The 16,350-nt window shown below is 75.1% G+C and carries 8 protein-coding genes; all 8 read left to right on the top strand.

Annotated elements, in window-relative coordinates; all coding sequences use genetic code 11:
* Positions 1-53: 53 nt before the first annotated feature.
* Positions 54-218, top strand: a complete 165-nt coding sequence (locus OHA91_RS07105) for a hypothetical protein (RefSeq protein WP_167344703.1) — start codon at positions 54-56, stop codon at positions 216-218.
* 192 nt (positions 219-410) lie between these two features.
* Positions 411-1,649 (top strand): helix-turn-helix domain-containing protein, encoded by a 1,239-nt coding sequence (locus OHA91_RS07100; RefSeq protein ID WP_031146715.1) that lies wholly within the window; start codon positions 411-413, stop codon positions 1,647-1,649.
* 186 nt (positions 1,650-1,835) lie between these two features.
* Entirely contained in the window at positions 1,836-2,330 is a 495-nt protein-coding gene (locus tag OHA91_RS07095; protein ID WP_037631558.1) for a cobalamin B12-binding domain-containing protein, read from the top strand.
* Entirely contained in the window at positions 2,327-3,874 is a 1,548-nt protein-coding gene (locus OHA91_RS07090) for a methylaspartate mutase (RefSeq protein WP_408059155.1), read from the top strand. The genes OHA91_RS07095 and OHA91_RS07090 overlap by 4 nt, the downstream gene beginning before the upstream one ends.
* A complete protein-coding gene (locus OHA91_RS07085; protein WP_328738863.1) occupies positions 3,871-4,878 on the top strand; it encodes an asparagine synthetase A in 1,008 nt (335 codons plus the stop codon). The genes OHA91_RS07090 and OHA91_RS07085 overlap by 4 nt, the downstream gene beginning before the upstream one ends.
* A complete protein-coding gene (locus OHA91_RS07080; RefSeq protein WP_328738862.1) occupies positions 4,875-6,149 on the top strand; it encodes a glutamate synthase-related protein in 1,275 nt (424 codons plus the stop codon). Before OHA91_RS07085 ends, OHA91_RS07080 begins: the two co-directional genes overlap by 4 nt.
* A 209-nt stretch (positions 6,150-6,358) precedes the next feature.
* On the top strand, positions 6,359-11,239 hold the full coding sequence (locus tag OHA91_RS07075; protein WP_456293593.1) for an amino acid adenylation domain-containing protein: 4,881 nt from the start codon (positions 6,359-6,361) through the stop codon (positions 11,237-11,239).
* Positions 11,240-11,357: 118 nt separating this feature from the next.
* Positions 11,358-15,896, top strand: coding sequence for a non-ribosomal peptide synthetase (locus OHA91_RS07070; protein WP_328738860.1), 4,539 nt, complete (start codon positions 11,358-11,360; stop codon positions 15,894-15,896).
* Positions 15,897-16,350: the final 454 nt, after the last annotated feature.

Below are 16,350 nucleotides of genomic sequence, written 5' to 3'. Positions count from 1 at the left end.
ACAGACTCGGACTGCGGCCGCACCCGGCGGCTGTCCGAGCGGAAGGAACCCACATGCGCCTGCTGACCTCACACACGATCGTGTTTCCGGCCCTGATGTTCACGGCGTTGTTCGCCGGGGTCGTCCTCCCCGCCGTGTGGTCCTCGCGCCCGGCCCGCCGTCGAGCTGCGGCGGCCGTGCTGAGGGAGATCCTGCTGACGGTGCGGAGGCGCCGTTGACCGGCCGGGCCGACCGCGTGGGTGGGTGGTGATCCGCCGTTGATCGGCCGTAGAGCCGGGGCGGCGACCATCGGCGACAAGGGGAACAACGGCTCGGAGGTCACCACCGGTCGCAGCCGCCCTCGGTGGGCCTACGGCCTCCGGGCCCCTCGGTCCCCGGTACTTGGCCAACCCACGGAAGGTGGACTAGGCATGCACGGTGTTACGTCGCTGCAGTCGACGACGGGCTTCGGAGAGCTGCTCAGGGTCCGGCGCGAGCGCGTCGGACTGACCCAGCAGGTGCTCGCCGATCACGCGACCCTGAGCGTCCGGGCGATCCGGGACATGGAGAGCGGGCGGGTGCAGCGCCCCCGGCAGGAGACGGTCCGGCTGCTGGCCGACGCGCTGCGGCTGGAGGGCCAGCACCGGTCGAGCTTCGAGGCGGCGGCGCGCCGGCAGGCACTCGTCGAGGAGCCGCGCGACGAACCGACCGCGCCGCCGGTCGCCCGCGGTGCGATCGTCGGCCGGGAGCTGGAGGTCGAGGTGCTGACCGACGCCCTCGCCGTGCACGGCGACCGGCTGGTGACCGTGGCGGGCCTCGGCGGGGTCGGCAAGACCCGGCTGGTCCTGGAGGTCGCGAGACGGCTGCACCTCGCCTCGCGGTGGTCGGTGCGCTGGATCGACTGCGGCCGCCAGTCGGTCGCCGGACTCGCCCGGACGATAGGGGGGCGGCCCACCCTGCTGGTGCTGGACGGAGCCGACGCCGGTGTGGACACGGCCCTGCTGGACGAGCTGTTCCACCGCTGCCCCGGCCTGCGGGTGCTGATCACCGCCCGGGTGCCGCAGCCGCTGCCCGGCGGGCAGGTGATCCCGCTCGCCCCGCTGCCCACTCCCGGGCCGGAACTCGACCACGACCCGGTGGCGCTGGCCGAGGTGGGCGCCGTACGGCTGCTGCTCTCGCACCTGCGGCGGCTGCGGCCCGGGTTCCGCCTGGAGCCCGAGGAGGCGCCGGCCGTGGCCTCGATCTGCCGCCAGCTCGACGGTCTGCCCGGGGCGCTGGAACTCGTGGCCGGCTGGTCGACGGTGCTCTCCCCGCGCCAGCTCGTGGCGCGGCTCACGGACGGGCCGTTCCACCTGGCGCCGCCCCCGGCGGGGTTCGGCGGCCGGGCCGACGTGGGGGCGGCGCTCGGGGCCGCGCTGGACCGGCTGACGCTCGGCCAGCGGGACCTGCTTGAGCGGCTCGCGGCCACCCCGGGGGACTGGTCGGGCGAGGACGCCGTCGAACTGAGCGGCCGACCGCCGCAGGAGTGCCTGGCGGCGGTGCACGAGCTGCTGGCGAGCGGACTGATCCGCAGCGTCCCGGCCCGCGACGGCGTCCGGTTCACCGTGCTGAACCTCTGCCGGCGCCTGTGCGGGCCCGGTGTGTACGCGGAGCTGGCGGCAGCGAGCTGAGCCCTGTCGACGGCCCGTACACGGACCTGTACACGGCCCCGTCCCGAGCCTCCGGCCTGGGCCGATACTGCCCGAATCCTGCCGGGCGAGCTGCCGGTCCGGTGCCCGGAACCTCCCTAGCGTTCTGTCCACGGCCGGGCGGTCCCGCCCCCGGACATCCACCTACCGACACAGAGGGTTTGCGCCGTGGAGCAGCATGCCGTGGAGCAGCACGGAAAGGCCGAGCCGACCGGTCTGGACGTCGTCGTGACGACCATGGCCTCGGACTCGCACACCTGGAACCTGGTCTTCCTGCAGCTGCTGCTGGAAGAGCTCGGACACCGGGTCACCAACCTGGGCGCGTGCGTGCCGGACGAGCTGCTGGTCGCCGAGTGCCGCCGGATCGAGCCGGACCTCATCGTCCTGAGCAGTGTCAACGGGCACGGCTTCAACGACGGACTGCGGGTGATCGAGGCACTGCGCGCCCGCCCCGAACTGGTCCGCACACCGACCGTGATCGGCGGGAAGCTCGGGATCTCCGGCTCCGGCACCCCGGCCCGGCATCGGGCGCTGATGGCGGCGGGCTTCGACGGCGTCTTCGAAGAGGGCGGCTCGGTCCTGGACTTCCAGTCCTTCGTCGGTTCGCTGCCCGCCGGCTCCGTGGCGCGGGCGCTGCCCGCCGGGTCGGGGGTGCTCCTGTGACCGGCGCCGGGGGCGGTGCGGGCGCGGTTCCCGCCGTACGTCCGGACGCCGCCGCCGCGTCGTCCTGCGGCTTCGGCGCCTTCGTCGCCCGGGCCCGGGCGGCCGGCACCCTGGTGGTCCAGCCCCGGATGGGCATGGCCGACCCGCTGCGGATGCGCGACGGCCTGCGCGCCACCCGGGACGCGAAAGCCGTCACCGTCGGCACCGTCACCCTCGACAGCTACACCCGCACCGGCGACTTGGAAGCGGCCCGGCGCGCGCTCGCCGAGGGCGTCGGCCTGAACGGCTACCCGATCGCCACGCACCCCGCCGACACCACCCGTGCCGTCCTGCGGGGCGTCGCGGACGCGCGCTTCCCGGTACAGGTCCGCCACGGTTCGGCGATGCCCGAGCACATCGTCCGCGCGCTGCTGGCCGTCGGCCTGGACGCCACCGAGGGCGGCCCGGTCTCCTACTGCCTGCCGTACAGCCGTACGCCGCTGCGCGAAGCGGTCGCCGCCTGGCAGCGCAGCTGCGAACTGCTGGCCTCGACCCGGGAGTACGGGGCCGAGCCGCACCTGGAGACCTTCGGCGGCTGCCTGATGGGCCAGCTCTGCCCGCCGAGCCTGCTGATCGCGGTCAGTGTGCTGGAGGCGCTGTTCTTCCGGCAGCACGGGCTGACCTCCGTCTCGCTGAGCTACGCCCAGCAGGCCGACCCGCGCCAGGACGAGGAGGCCCTCACCGTCCTCGGGAGGCTGGCCGGGGAACTGCTGCCGGACGTCGACCACCACGTCGTGCTCTACGCCTACATGGGCGTCTTCCCGCGCTCGCCCGGCGGGGCCCGGCTGCTGCTGGAGGACGCTGCCCGGCTGGCGGTGCGGGCCGGCGCCGCCCGGCTGATCGTCAAGACCACCGCCGAGGCGCACCGGATACCGACCGTGGGGGAGAACGTCCGGGCACTGGAGACCGCCGCCGCGGCAGCCGCCGGCGAGGGCTCCCGGCCGGCGCCGACCGCCGTACGCGGCCCGCACGCCGTACGCGGCCCGCACGCCGTAGCCGGCCCGCACGCCGCCGACCGCCTCGACCGCCTCGACCTCCTCGACGGTCTCGAAGCCCTGGATGTCGCCGACACCGGTATCGAGGCGGAGGCGCGGGCGCTGATCGGCGCCGTGCTGGAGCTGGACGCGGACGTCGGCCGGGCGCTGGTCCGCGCCTTCGCCGCCGGCTACCTGGACGTCCCCTACTGCCTGCACCCCGACAACGCCGGCCGGGCCCGCACCTCGCTGGCGTCCGACGGCCGCCTGCTCTGGTCGAGCGTCGGCTCGATGCCGATCGCCGGTCTCGCGGACGACGGCCCGCGTCCGCCGATCCTCGGCTCGGCCGGGCTGATCTCGGCGCTCTCCCACGTCCAACGGACCTACGACGACCGCGCCGCCGACCCGTCGGCGGTCGCCCCGTCCGCCGCCGCTGCCGCCGCCTCCGGTGGCGTCCCCGGCACGCCCCGTACGTCCGTACCGCCGCCTACGACGTCCACGCCACGACGAGAGTTGGGACTGACCACATGACCACCGACGGGCACACGGCCCCCGCCGCCGCACCGATCCCGGACCCCGGGCGCCACCTGACCGCCCCGGCCACCCGCAGCGCGCTGCGGATCCAGCACCAGCTCCTCTTCGCCGCCCGCGAGTTCCTGCGCAGGCGGGGTTTCACCGAGCTGCTCCCCCCGATCATCGGGCCGGTCACCGACCCGGGCTCGCGCGGCTCCAAGCAGGTCGACGTCGACTTCTACGGCCACCGCTACAAGCTGATGACGAGCGCCATCCTCTACAAGCAGGCCTCGCTGCTGGCCTTCGACAAGATCTTCTGCATCGCCCCCAACGTGCGGCTGGAGCCGCTGGAGACCGCCGGCACCAGCCGCCACCTGGCCGAGTTCCACCAGCTCGACGTGGAGATGGCCGGCGCGAGCAGGGACGACGCCGTACGGCTCGTCGAGGAGCTCGTGGTGCACATGGTCGACAGCACGGTCCGCGAGCTGCCCAAGGAGTTCGCCGAACTCGGCCGGGACACCGCCGCGTTCACCCAGCTGCTGAAGGGCTCCTTCGGCCGGATGCAGCACAACGAGGCCGTCGCCGAGCTCCGGGGGCTCGGCCACCCGCAGAGCCCGGACGCCGAACTCGACTGGGACGGCGAGGCGTTGCTCTCCGCCCGGCGGGACCGTCCGTTCTTCGTGACCGACTACCCCAAGGGCTCGCGCGGCTTCTACGACCGGGAGGACCCCGAACGTCCCGGCCTGCTGAAGAACTTCGACCTGATCGCCGCCGAGGGCTACGGCGAGCTGTGCAGCGGCAGCCAGCGCACCAACGACTACGCGGAGATCGTCACCCGGATGCGGGAGACCGGCGAGAACCCGCAGAAGTACCGCTGGTACCTCGACCTGGTCCGCGAGGGCGTGCCCGGCAGCGCGGGCTTCGGCATCGGCGTCGAGCGGCTGACCCGCTACGTCGCCGGGCTGGACGCGGTCTGGCAGGCCAGCGCCTTCCCGAAGCTGGCCGGGGTGGTGTCGCCGTGAGCGACCTGTCGGCGCCCGGCTTCCCCGAGGAGGAGGTCCGCCGTCGCGCCCGGGCCGGCGCGGCCGCGGCCTTCCCGCCGCCCGCCGAGTACGGCCGGGTCCTGTTCGGCGCGGAGCACGGCGGTGACCGGCGGTCCGACGGTGAGCGCGATCCGCTCGACGCCCTGCGGATCACCCCGCCGGTCCTCATGCCGCAGCGGCTCGCCCGGCTGATCGACCTCGGCCGCGAGCCCGACTACCGTGACGTCGAACTGGCCACCTCCATAGGCGGGTTCACCTCGGCCATGCCGGTGTACGTGTCGGCGCTCGGCTCCACCCGAGCGGCCGGCGGCGATCTCGGTCTCGCGCTCAGCCGGCAGGCCGGCGCGCTCGGCCTGCCCATGGTGATCGGCGAGAACGTCGTCCCCGTGAACGGCTACGGCAGGCAGGGCGAGGCGGCGGACCGGGCGCTCCTCGGCCGCCTGCGCGCCTACGCCGAGCAGCTGCCCGACGGGCGGGGCGGGGTCGCCGTCCAGCAGTCCACCGAGGACGCCGACGCCGAGGTGTGGAACCTCGTCTACAGCGACCCGGCGGCGCTGCCGCTCCTCGAATCCGGCCGGCTGGCCTTCGAGCTGAAACTCGGGCAGGGGGCCAAGCCGGGCCTCGGCGGGATGACCGTCCTGGACGCCGACGCGGCCGCCCGGGTCGGTGACCGGTACGGGCTGGACGACGTGTTCGGCGACGGCCGCGTGCTGCGCTCCAGCACCCCCGGCACCTTCACGGCCGAGATCCTGCGCCAGCAGATCCGGCTCATGCGCAACAACTTCCCCCGGGCCCGGGTCTGGGTGAAGCTGCACCCCGGCCGGGACGTCGCCGAGGCCGCCCGGGTGGCCGCCGGGGCGGGCGCGGACGCCGTCACCGTGGACGGCGCCGAGGGCGGCACCGGCTGGGCGCCGGAGGCCTTCCCGGCCCAGGTCGGCCTGCCGCTCGCGGAGTGCCTGCGCCGAATGGCGGCCGCCGGGCCCCCGCCGTGCCTGCTGGTCTCCGGACGGATGTGGGAGGGCGGCCGGGTGGTGAAGAGCCTGGCGCTCGGCGCCCGCGCGGTGGGCCTGGGCCGGGCGGCCCTGCTCGCCGCGGCCGAGGACCCGCAGGCCGGTTTGATCCGTTTCACGCAATGCCTTGCGCTCGAACTCCGACTGCTGATCAGCGCCCTCGGGAAATACGCCCCGGACGCGCTGGACCGGGACGACGTATGGTCCCAGGATTTCCCCGCAATTCCCGCCGCCGGATAACCGAAAAAGCTTTCTTCCCAGCCCGCCGAGGCGCCCGTGCGCACCTCGGCGGGCTGCCCCCTCTGCGGCTTCGAGGCTCTTCGCGCCGAGCTTGGAGCGGCAGTTGAAACTGCCGATCGCCTTCCTGGCAATCTGCCGATCGGTGCGGAAATGCGGCCCTATCGTCGAGACGACTACCCGCAGCGTCGTTAATTCATCGGGGTTGGATGATGGAATCTCGCGGTTTTCCCTTCATATCCGTCGCACGCCGGTTCCCGGACCGCCCGGCCCTCAGGCTCGGCGCCCGGACCGTTGCCTACCGGGAGCTGGACGAGCTGAGCGGCGCCCTCGCCGCCCGGATCGCCGCCCGGACCGCGCCCGGCGCGACGGTGGCCGTCACCGGCCGGGACCGGCTCGACCACGTGGTCGGCCTGCTCGCCGCGCTCCGGGCCGGCGCCACCTACCTGCCGCTGGACCGGGAGGCGCCCGAGGAGCGCAACCGCTGGATCCGCGCGGACGCCGGCGCCGCCCTCGCCTACACCGACGGTGAACTGGTCGGGGCCGACGGCCCCGCCGGACCGGCGGAGGGGCCGGACCGCGAACCCGACCGCGACCCCGACCGCCAACCGGACCGCCAACCGGACCGCGAACCGGACCGCGGCCCGCACCTCGACCTCGACCCGGGCCGTGACCCGGACCGCGACCAGGTTCCCGACCTTGACCGGCCCGGACACCTCTCCGCCGCGGGTTACCTCATCTACACCTCCGGCACCACCGGCCGCCCCAAGGGCGTGCACGTCCCCCTCGCCGCACTGACCGGCCACCTGGCCGCCGCCGTCGAGTGCTTCGGCCTCACCGAGGACGACGTGGTGCTGCACTTCGCCCGCCCCACCGTGGACGTGGCCGTCGAACAGGTGCTCACCGCCCTCTCGGCCGGCGCCTGCATCGTCGTACCGCAGGAGCAACTCCTGGCCCCCGCCGCCCTGCTGGAGCTGCTGGACGCCGAGGGGGTCACCGTGGCCAACCTCGCCGCCGGCTACTTCCAGGAAGTGGTCGCCGCACTGCGCGAGGACGCCCGCCCGCCGCGCACCCTCCGCCTGATGATCTCCGGCAGCGACCGGCTCTACCCGGACGCCGCCGACCGCTGGCGGGCCGCGACCGGGGTCCCGCTGCTCAACGCCTACGGGCCCACCGAGACCGTCGTCACCGCCACCGTCCACGAGCCGGCCGGCCCGGCCGCCGGCGAGGCCGACACGGTCCCGATCGGCCGCCCGCTCGGCGGCCGCTGCGCGTACGTGCTGGACGACCGGCTGCGGCCGGTGGAGCCCGGCGCGTCCGGCGAGCTGTACCTCGGCGGGCCGGTGCTGGCCTCCGGCTACCACGGCCGCCCGGGCCTGACGGCGGGCCGGTTCGTCGCGGACCCCTTCGCAGCGGAGCCGGGCGCCCGGATGTACCGGACCGGAGACGTGGTCCGCCGGTCCGGAACCTACGCCCCGCTGGAGTTCGTCGGCCGTACGGACCACCAGGTGAAGATCCGCGGCTACCGGGTCGAGCCCGGCGAGATCGAGCAGGCGCTGGCCGGCCACCCGGACGTCGCCGCGGCGGTCGTGGTGGCGCGCGAGGGCCGGCTCGCCGCCTACGTGACCGGCACCGGGGGCGCCACCGGCGGCGGCGCCCCCGACCCGGCCGGGCTGCGCGCCCACCTGGCCGAGCGGCTCCCCGAGCACATGGTCCCCGCGACCGTCACCCCCCTGGACGCCTTCCCGCTGACCGCCGGCGGCAAGGTGGACCGGGCGGCGCTGCCCGAGCCCCAGGCCGAACCCGCCGCGCCGGCCGCCGGCCACCGCCCGCCCCGCACTCCGGCCGAGCAGCTGATCGCCGCCGTCTGGGCCGACGTACTCGGCGTGCCCGAGGTCGGCGCCGACGACAACTTCTTCCACCTGGGCGGGGATTCCCTCACCGCCGTGCGCGTGGTCGGCCGCGTCTTCGACGTGTTCGGCATGATCTCCCCCTACACCATCTTCGACGCGCCGACCCTCGCCGAGTTCGCCGCCGCGGTCACCGCCGCCTCGGACGACGGCGAGCGTCCGGCGCTGGAGCGCACCGGTGCCACCGAGGCGCCGCTGGCGAACTTCCAGCGCGGGCTGTGGTTCCTGGACCGGTGGAACCCGGGCGCGCCCACCTACACCGTGCCCTGGGTGTTCCGCTTCGACGGGCCGGTCGACCCGGAGCTGCTCCGCCGTGCCCTGGCCGGCGTCGCCGACCGGCACGAAGCGCTGCGCACCACCTTCGAGCTGGGCGAGGACGGCCCCCGGCAGGTGGTCCACCCGTCCGTGGAACTGCCGTTCACCGTCGTGGAGACGAGCCCCGGCGCCGTGGACGGGCTGCTCGCCGAAGCCGCGCTGGTGCCCTTCGACCTGGAGACCGGCCCGCTGGTCCGCGCCCACCTCTACCGCACCGGCGACACGTCCACCCTGCTGCTGCTCTGCCACCACATCGTCTGGGACGAGGGCTCCCTGCCCGTCCTGGAGGCCGAACTGGCCGCCCTGTACGAGTCCCTGGCCACGGGCCGACCCGTGGCCCTTCCCGAACTCGCGGTCCAGTACGCCGACTACAGCACCTGGCAGCACCAGGACGGCACCGCCGAGCGGCAGCTCGACCACTGGCGCGAGCACCTGCGCGACGCGTCCACCGAGCCCGTCCTCCCCACCGACCGGCCCCGCCCCGAACTGCAGGCCTTCCGCGGCGCCTTCCACCGCTTCGCGATGCCCCGGCCGGTCGCCGAGTCCGTCCGGGCGCTGGCCCGCAGCGAGGACGCGACCCCGTTCATGGTGCTGCTCGCCGGGCTCGCCCTCACCCTCCACCGCCGGACCGGCCGGCGCGACCTGGTGCTCGGCTCCCCGGTGAGCGTCCGCGGCCGCGCCGAACTCGACGCACTGATCGGCTACTTCGTCAACCTGCTGCCGCTGCGCGTCCGGATCGGTGAGGGGATGGACTTCCGCGACCTGGTCCGGCACGTCCGCGAGGTGGCCATCGACGGCTACCGCCACCAGGAGGCGCCGTTCGACGCCATCGCCGGCGCGGTCATGGAGGAGCGCCCCGACGACCGGACCGAGGACCGCAACCCGCTCTGCCAGGTCCTGCTGGAACTGCACCCGCTGGACACCCGCCCGCTGACCATCGGCGGCACCCGGGTCACTCGCGAGCTCCACTCCAACCCGGTCTCCCGCTTCGACCTGTCGATCTCCGTCGACGACCGGGGCACCGACTTCACCGGCCGCTTCGAGTACGACTCCGACCTGTTCGACCCGGCCACCATGGCCGAACTGTGCGAGGCCTGGATCGGCACGCTCGCCACCGCCGTCGAGGCCCCCGTGCACACGCTCTTCGAGGACCGGGCCGCCCGCGACCCGCACGCCCCCGCCCTGGTCTGCGGCGAGGACCGCCTCGACTACGGCACCCTGAACGAGCGGGCCAACCGACTCGCCCACCACCTGCAGGCCTTGAGCGTCGGCCGCGGCGACACCGTCGCCGTCCTCGTCGAGCGCGGACCGGACCTGGTGGTCGCCCTGCTCGCCGCGCTGAAGGCCGGCGCCGCCTACACCCTCCTCGATCCGGACTTCCCGGCCGAGCGGCTGGCCGGCGCGGTCGCCGACTGCGGCGCGACCCTGCTGGTCACCCACCGCGACGCGAGCCCGCCCTTCCCCGTCGCCCGCCACCTCGACCTGGACGCCGAGGCCGCCGCCGTCGCGGCCCGCCCAGGCCACGACCCGGGCCTGCCGGTCACCGGCACGGACCTCGCCTGCGTGATGTTCACGTCCGGCTCCACCGGCCGCCCCAAGGGCGTCGCCGTCCCGCACCGCGCCCTCACCACCACCTACCTCGGCCAGGACTACGCCCGCTTCGGACCCGACGAGGTGTGGCTCCAGTGCTCCCCGGTCTCCTGGGACGCCTTCGCCCTGGAGCTGTACGGCGCGCTCGCCTTCGGCGGGGTCTGCGTGCTCCAGCCCGGCCAGCGGCCCGACCCGCAGGCCGTCACCGAACTCACCCGCCGCCACGGCGTCACCCAGCTCCAGCTGTCCGCCAGCCTGTTCAACTTCCTGCTGGAGGAGTTCCCGGAGACCTACGACGACCTCAAGGTGGCCTTCACCGCCGGCGAGCGGGCCTCCGTCACCCACGTCGGCAAGGCGCTCGACCAGTACCCGGACCTGGTCGTCGCCAACGGCTACGGCCCGGTCGAGAGCCTCGGCCTCACCACCTGCCACCGGGCCACTCCCGAGGATGCCGCCGGTGCCTCCATCCCGATCGGCCACCCGCTGCACGGCAAGGCCGTCCACGTCCTCGACGAGCGGCTGCGGCCCGTCCCGGACGGCACCACCGGCGAGCTGTACGCGGCCGGCGGCGGGCTCGCCCTCGGATACGTCGGCCGGCCCGCGCTGACCGCCGAGCGGTTCGTCGCCTCCCCGTTCGGGGCGCCCGGCGAACGCCTCTACCGCACCGGAGACCTCGGCCACCGGAGCGCGCAAGGGGTCCTGGAGATCACCGGCCGGATCGACGACCAGGTGAAGGTCCGCGGCTTCCGCGTCGAGCCCGGCGAGATCGAGGACGCGCTCACCCGCCACCCGTCCGTGGCGGAGGCCGCCGTCACCGTCCACGAGCCCGCTCCGGGCGACCGCAGGCTCGCCGCGTACGTCACCGCCGCCACCGGAGCGCAGGCGCCCGACCCGGACGCGCTGCTCGACCACCTGGCGGGGCTGCTGCCCGAACACATGGTGCCGGCCACGCTCGACGTACTGGACGCACTGCCGCTCAACCAGAACGGCAAGGTCGACCGCCGCGCCCTGCCGGCCCCGGCCGGGCGCCGCGCCGCCGCCCCGGCCGACCCGCTCGACCGGGACCAGCGGCTGGTCGCCGACGCCGTGCGCGAGGTCCTGAAACTGGCCGACGACCTCGGCCCGGACGCCGACTTCTTCCGGATCGGCGGCAACTCGCTGGCCGCCGTACGGGTCGCCATGCGGCTCTCCCAGCAGACCGGCACCCGGGTCCCGCCCCAGGCGGTCTTCCGCGGCCGGACCGTTGCCGCCATCGCCGAACGGCTGGCCGCGCGATGACGCGCCACCCGGCCCTCCGGTCCGTCCACGAGTCCGCCAGCCCGCCCGTCGGTTGGCCCGTGGGCCGGCCCGTCAGCCCGTTCGCCAGCCCGCCCGTCCGACCGAAGGGAACGAGGCCGTGAGCCCGTCCGCCGACCTGCCCGCCGCGCCGCCGTCCCGCCCGTCGGCCGAGCCGCCCGCCACCCTCCCCGCCGACGCGGCAGCCGTGCCGCCCGCCGGCCCGGTCCGTACCGCCCCGGTCACCGGCCTCCAGCGGGGCCTCTGGTTCCTCGACCGGTGGAACCCGCAGGCCGCCACCTACACCACCCCCTGGACCTACGACGTCACCGGCCCGCTCGACCTCGTACTGCTCCAGCGGGCGCTGGACGGCGTGAGCGCCCGGCACGAGGCGCTGCGCACCACCTTCGCCCTCCACACCGACGGCCCGCGCCAGCACGTCCACCCGGCCCTGCCCGTACCCCTCGCCGTCACCGACCTGCGCTCATTGCCCGAGGACCAACGGGGCGACCGTGCAGAGCAGTTGATCACCGAGCGGGCGGTCGAACCCTTCGACCTGGCCACCGGACCGCTGCTGCGCGCCGAGGCCTTCCGGCTCGCCGACGACCGCACCACGCTCCTGTTCACCGTCCACCACATCGTCTGGGACGGCTGGTCGGCCGAGCTCTTCGACCACGAACTCACCGAGCTGTACCGTGCGTCCGCCGAGCACCGGGCCCCCGTCCTGCCGGTGCTCGCCACCCAGTACGCCGACTGGGCCGAGGAGGAACAGCACACCTCCTACGAGGAGCACCTCGCCCACTGGAAGCAGAGCCTCGACGGCGCCCCCACCCTGCTGGAGCTGCCCGGCGACCGGCCCCGGCCCGCCGAGCGCAGCCAGCGTGGCGCCACCGAGCCGTTCGACCTCGCCCCCGGCACCGCAGCCCGGGTCCGGGAGCTCGCCGAGCAGGAGGGCGTCACCCCGTACACCGTCCAACTCGCCGCCTTCGCGCTGCTGATGGGCCGCTGGACCGGCCGGGACGACCTGCTCGTCGGCACCCCCGTCACCACCCGCGGGCGCCCCGAACTCGCCGACCTGCTCGGATACTTCGTCAATCTGCTGCCGCTGCGCGTCCGGCTCGCACCCGACGCGACCTTCCGCGGCCTGCTCGCCGACCTCCAGGACACCGCCTTCGACGCCTTCGGCTACCTCGACGTCCCCTTCGACCAGCTCGTCGACCTGCTCGGCGCCACCCGCACCCCGCAGCACCCGCCCCTGGTCCAGGTCGTGTTCGGCGCCCACACCGAGGACCCCGCGCCGCTCGCCCTCGGCGCCGCGGTCACCGCCCGCCGTACCGTCCGCTCCAACGGCACCAGCAAGTTCGACCTCACCTGGTCCGTCTTCGAGGACACCGACGGCGGCGGCCTGCGCGGCGAAGCCGAGTACAGCACCGACCTGTTCGACGCCGGGACCGTACGCCGCCTCGCCGCCGACTACGCCGCCCTGCTGGGCGCCGCCCTCGCCGACCCGGACGCCACCGTGCTGCGGCTCACCTCCGCCGGGCAGCCCCACCGCCCCGCACGGCTCGACGCCGGCCACTGCCTGCACCACCTCTTCGAGCGCGCCGCCGACGCCTACGGGGACCGGCCCGCCGTGAGCGACCCGGACGGCACCCTCGACTACGCCGAACTCGACCGCCGCGCCAACCGGCTGGCCCACACCCTGCTCGCCCGCGGCGTCCGCCCCGGCGACCGGGTCGGCCTCCTGCTGGAACGCACCGCCGCCGTGCCCGCCGCCATCCTGGCCGTCCTCAAGACCGGCGCCGCCTACGTACCGGTCGACCTGGCCGCCCCGGCGGACCGGGCGGCCCTGGTCTTCGGCGACACCGCCGTCTCCCTGGTCCTCACCGACCGGCCCGACCGCACCCCGGACGGCCCCTGGCAGATCCTCGACCTGGCCGCCGACGCGGCGGAGATCGCCGCCCACCCGGCCGTCCGGCCCCCCGCCGCCGGCCGCCCCGCAGACATCGCCTACCTCATCTTCACCTCCGGCTCCACCGGCCGTCCCAAGGGCGTCGCCGTGGCCCACGAGCACGTCAGCCGGCTCCTCGACTCCGGCCGGGACCACTTCGGCTTCGGCCCGGACACCATCTGGACGCTCTTCCACAGCTACGCCTTCGACTGGACGGTCTGGGAGCTCTGGGGCGCGCTGCTGCACGGCGCCCGCCTGGTCGTCGTACCCCACCTCACCAGCCGCTCGCCCGACGAGTTCGCCGGCCTGCTCGACGAGGAAGGGGTCACCCACCTCTGCCTCACCCCCTCGGCGCTGCGCCAGCTCGAACCGGCCCTGCGCCGCCACCCCCGCGCCCTGCCCGCCCTCCGGTGGATCATGCTCGGCGGCGAGGCGCTCGACCCAGGCGTGGTCCAGCGCTGGCACGGCCTCGACCCGCTGCCGCCCGCCCGGCTCTGCAACCTCTACGGCATCACCGAGACCACCGTCCACGTCACCGTCCACGACGTCGCCGAGGGCGGCGCCGGCTTCGAGTGCAGCCTCGTCGGCGAACCGATGCCGCACCTCACCGCGCTCGTCCTGGACGACTGGCTGCGCCCCAGCCCGCCCGGGGTCCCCGGCGAGCTGTACATCGGCGGCGGCAGCCTCGCGCACGGCTACTGGGGCCGCCCCGGCCTCACCGCGGGCCGCTTCGTCGCCGACCCGTACGGCCCGTCCGGTTCCCGGCTCTACCGGACCGGCGACGTCGCCAGAAGACTGCCCGACGGCGGGCTGGAGTACGTCGGCCGGGCGGACTTCCAGGTGAAGCTGCGCGGCTTCCGCATCGAGCTCGGCGAGATCGAGAACGCCGTCGCCGCGCACCCCGAGGTGGACGCCTGCGTCGTCACCGTGCACGACGACCGGCTCGCCGCGTACGTCACCGGCCGCTCCCCGGCCGAGCCCGCGGACCTGCGGGCCTTCCTGGGCCGCTCGCTGCCCGAGTACATGATCCCGGCGAGCGTCACCGTCCTGGACGCGCTGCCGCTCACCGTCAACGGCAAGGTCGACCGGGCCGCGCTGCCCGACCCCGACCGGGCCGCGCCCGGGTCGGCCGGCCGGCACGTCGAGCCGCGCACGCCCGAGGAGGAGCTGTTCGCCGGGGTCTGGACGGAGGTCCTCGGCGTGGGTGGGATCGGCGTCCACGACGACTTCTTCCACCTCGGCGGGGACTCCATCCGCGCCGTCCAGCTGGCCGGCGCCCTGCACGACCGCGGCTGGCAGGTCACCCTGCGGGACGTCTTCAACGCGCCGACCGTCGCCGAACTGCTGCCGCTGGCCCGCCCGGCGGCCGCCGACCCCGCCGCCGACCGGCCGTTCGCACTGATCGCCGAGGAGGACCGGGCCGAGCTGCCGCCGGGAATCGTCGACGCCTATCCGATGGTCTCGATGCAGCTCTCCATGGTCTTCCACATGGAGGTCGCCGGCGGCACGGACAGCTACCACAACGTCAACTCCTACCGGATCTCCGGCGACCTCGACGAGAGCGCCCTGCGCCGCTCGGTCGAGGAGGCCATGGCCCGCCACGCGGTCCTGCGCACCGGCCTCGACCTCTCCGGCTACGGCGAACCGCTCCAGCTCGTGCACGGCACGCTGCCCGTGCCCGTCGAGTTCGCGGACCTGCGGGAAGCGGCCGCGGCCGAGCAGGACGAGGCGGTCCGCGCGGTCTTCGCGCACCACCGCGACCGGCCCTTCGACCTCGCAGAACCGCCGCTCTTCCGGGTCACCGTCCAGCGGCTGGCCGACGACGCCTTCCAGCTCACCGTCTCCGAGCACCACGCCATCCTCGACGGCTGGAGCTTCACCTCCCTGCTCACCGAGATCCTCGAACGGCACACCGCGCTCGCCGCCGACCCGGCCTCCGCGCCGACCCCGCCGCCGCGCACCGCCTTCCGGGACTTCGTCGCCGTGGAACGCGAGGCCGCCGCCGACCCGGACTCCCTGGCGTACTGGCGGAGCCGGCTCGACGGCGCCACCGGCCAGCTCTGGCCCGGCAGCGAGGACGTCCACGAACTGCCGCGCACGGTGGAGCGGGTGCTGCCCGACGCCCCCGGGCAGCTGCGCAGGGTCGCCGACGCGCTCGCCGTCCCGGTCAAGTCGGTCGCGCTCGCCGCGCACCTGTACGCGCTGGCCGAGATCACGGGGCGCCGGCGGGTCACCACCGGGCTGGCGATGAACGGCCGGCTGGAACGGCTCGGCGGGACCGAGGTGTACGGGCTGTTCCTCAACACGGTCCCGCTGGTGGCGGAGCCGGACGAGGACGACCTGGCCGCGCTGGTACGGCACGTGCACAGGGAGGAGCTGGACATGATGCCGCACCGCCGGGTGCCGTTCGCGCGGCTGGCCCGGATGATGGCCGACACCGCGCTGGACAGCCAGTTCGGCTACCTGCGGTTCCATGCGCTGGGGCGGCTGAGCGCGGCCCGGATCGAGGACGGCCGGATCGGCTGCGAGCCGACGCTGCGGCACGAGCCCAACAGTTTCGCCTTCGGCGCCTCGCTGATCCAGGACCCGGTGTCGCAGCGCGTACTGCTCGCCGTGGACCACCAGCGGGCGGTGGTCGACGACGCCGCGGCGGAGCGCTTCATCGACGCCTACGCGCAAGCCCTGACCCGACTGTCGGCCCCGGCCTGACCTGCCGGTGGCGGTACCGCCGGGCCGGACACGGCGCAAGCCATGTGCCACCGGCCGGGCCCGCAGCCCCGACTCCGGGCGGGGCCCGGAAGCTCCGCACCCGTCCGGCAGACCCGGCCGCAGCCGCCCGGCTCCACCTGGCGCCGCCCTGCGGAGGGTGATGCCCGTCCGACCCCGACCGGTTCGGGGCCCGATGCCCCGCCCGGGATCGGACCCGGAACCGTCGGCGCGGCCCCGTCGACCCGGCCGAGCCGGACCGGTCCCCGCCGACCGCCTGTGAGGCGGGTGGCCAGGGCCCCTCGGAGCGTCGGCCCGACCGGCCATCGGCCGCACGGTTGGGCCGGGGTGCGGAACCCCGTCCGGGGCAACGCCCCGTCGGCTTCGCCGGGTGGCGGAGCCGGTACCCCGGCCGCGCGGGCTGTGCATGGTGCCGGTCCGGTCCTCGTCGCCGGGG

The sequence above is a fragment of the Streptomyces erythrochromogenes genome (assembly GCF_036170895.1).
GTDB lineage: Bacteria > Actinomycetota > Actinomycetes > Streptomycetales > Streptomycetaceae > Streptomyces > Streptomyces erythrochromogenes.
Note: the sequence above shows the minus strand (reverse complement) of the source record. Positions and strands in the feature narration are given on the sequence as shown.